Raw genomic sequence first — 2,166 nt, 5'->3', positions numbered from 1 at the left:
AGCGTCCCCTTATTTTCTTCTTTCTTTAATTTTTTTCAAACTTGATGTCGAATCGGGTTTCGAAAGTGTCTATAACATCATACGCTAACTTCTTCAAATCTTGGATCGGCATGTTTCCATAATCAACTGCCATTAGTGTTATAACTTCGCCAACACCAGAGTTGTCCAAGGATAAAACCGGATCTTTATTAAAATAGAGAACGATAAAAAATGCCTCTTTCCCTTGGGTATGAAATTTCATTTGCTCTCTATCTTTTTCGTAAATACGCAAGTCCCATTTCTTTGCAACCTCCTTTATTGCAAGTTCAACCATATCAGTCTTTGATGTATCAAACTTGGCTGTGTATAACAGGTAAGGTGACCTATAGTCAGCCTCACAGGAACTTATTATTAAAAATAGCATTAGTATGAAGAGTCTGAATATCATCAATTGCTAACTCCAAACTGAGTCACAACGTTTTGTACATTGGGCAGGAACAAGTCAATACCAAGCCAGTTGTTAAAACCCGGATTGCTGCCGGTTCCCGTACCGATGACATCGTAATAGAGAATTCCACCACCGAAATACACCCGATGCGTTACATCACCAGGATGATAATTATGACCATCTAAAGTTCTATTAGGAAAATAAGGGGACGCTACCCTTTTATTTCGCATGTTATTCATTATCAGATACTCGCTTAGGTCGTCCTTGTGGCTTAAAACTTAACGCACGTCCTGCCAGTCTTTCCAGTTTACGAATAAAGGTTTCAGAACCACAAGGCAATCCTTTGTCCACGTGATGTCTTAATTGTGTCATTTCTTCTGTATTGTCGCCTTCCGCCAACCATGCCGACCAATCACCTATTCCATTAAACTGTTTTTGCCAACCCACTTGGCGCGTGATCACAGGATCATCCACTAATCTGCAATGGCCTGCTGCGCTCGACCAACGATATTTTTCTGCTTTACGTGATAGTTTGGCGCGGACGGGATTACGTTCAACATAACGTATAGCCGCCCATGTGTAGTCATCATCCAATGGTGAAGAAAAATAACGCCCTTGCCAGACATGTCCTTTCCAATTTTTAAGTTTATTCACGCGTTGTGCGTAGCGCATATGCAAAGGTTTTAACACGTCTAATGAAAATAAGGGGACGCTACCCTTTTATTTCGCATGTTATTCATTATCAGATACTCGCTTAGGTCGTCCTTGTGGCTTAAAACTTAACGCACGTCCTGCCAGTCTTTCCAGTTTACGAATAAAGGTTTCAGAACCACAAGGCAATCCTTTGTCCACGTGATGTCTTAATTGTGTCATTTCTTCTGTATTGTCGCCTTCCGCCAACCATGCCGACCAATCACCTATTCCATTAAACTGTTTTTGCCAACCCACTTGGCGCGTGATCACAGGATCATCCACTAATCTGCAATGGCCTGCTGCGCTCGACCAACGATATTTTTCTGCTTTACGTGATAGTTTGGCGCGGACGGGATTACGTTCAACATAACGTATAGCCGCCCATGTGTAGTCATCATCCAATGGTGAAGAAAAATAACGCCCTTGCCAGACATGTCCTTTCCAATTTTTAAGTTTATTCACGCGTTGTGCGTAGCGCATATGCAAAGGTTTTAACACGTCTTGTAACCCGGTATCCGTAGCAGGCACTAATACTAAGTGAATATGGTTATCCATTAAGCAATAAGCCAACACTTCAACATCATGCTGTTCACAGTAATCTTTCAAACAGTCTAGATAGTATTGACGATCATCATCAGAAAAAAACACGTCTTCTCGGCGATTGCCTCGCTGAGTGATATGGTGAGGGACTTTAGGAAATACGGCTCTGGCTTGTCTTGGCATAGCAGCAGCTTAACATGCATCAAATTTAAAGGGTAGCGTCCCCTTATTTTCCGTTAGCTCAACTAACCCTTTTATTCCAAACCCGTTGTGGTGCACTTATTACTTGAATCCGCCATGGCCTAGCGTAGTTGATTCAATGCGCCAGATCAATCGAGTCTGACCCCATTGATTTTGACCCCATTGATTTTTTGAATAAGGCGGATTCAAACAATAACTGCAATTTTGTTAAAAAATAACTAACCTGTCCTGTCGATTGTACAAGACTTCATTCGGTGTTTGATAGTCTCGTGTTTTACGTGGTCGATTATTTAATCGAAACATAA

Annotated in this window: 4 protein-coding genes; all 4 read right to left on the bottom strand. The window is 41.5% G+C overall.

Annotated features, from left to right (window positions below):
• Nucleotides 1-25 precede the first annotated feature (25 nt).
• The 4 genes from H0W44_10735 to H0W44_10720 all read right to left on the bottom strand — a co-directional run bounded on the left by H0W44_10735 (nt 26) and on the right by H0W44_10720 (nt 1,843).
• Nucleotides 26-313, bottom strand: a complete 288-nt coding sequence (locus H0W44_10735; protein MBA3582909.1) for a hypothetical protein — start codon at nt 311-313, stop codon at nt 26-28.
• Between the two features lie 113 nt (nt 314-426).
• A complete protein-coding gene (locus H0W44_10730; GenBank protein MBA3582908.1) occupies nt 427-666 on the bottom strand; it encodes a hypothetical protein in 240 nt (79 codons plus the stop codon).
• Nucleotides 659-1,081, bottom strand: a complete 423-nt coding sequence (locus H0W44_10725; GenBank protein ID MBA3582907.1) for a transposase — start codon at nt 1,079-1,081, stop codon at nt 659-661. Before H0W44_10725 ends, H0W44_10730 begins: the two co-directional genes overlap by 8 nt.
• A gap of 78 nt (nt 1,082-1,159) precedes the next feature.
• On the bottom strand, nt 1,160-1,843 hold the full coding sequence (locus tag H0W44_10720; GenBank protein MBA3582906.1) for a transposase: 684 nt from the start codon (nt 1,841-1,843) through the stop codon (nt 1,160-1,162).
• Nucleotides 1,844-2,166: the final 323 nt, after the last annotated feature.

The sequence above is a fragment of the Gammaproteobacteria bacterium genome (genome assembly GCA_013817245.1).
Lineage (GTDB): Bacteria > Pseudomonadota > Gammaproteobacteria > HTCC5015 > HTCC5015 > JACDDA01.
This window is presented reverse-complemented; position numbering and strand designations above follow the sequence as displayed.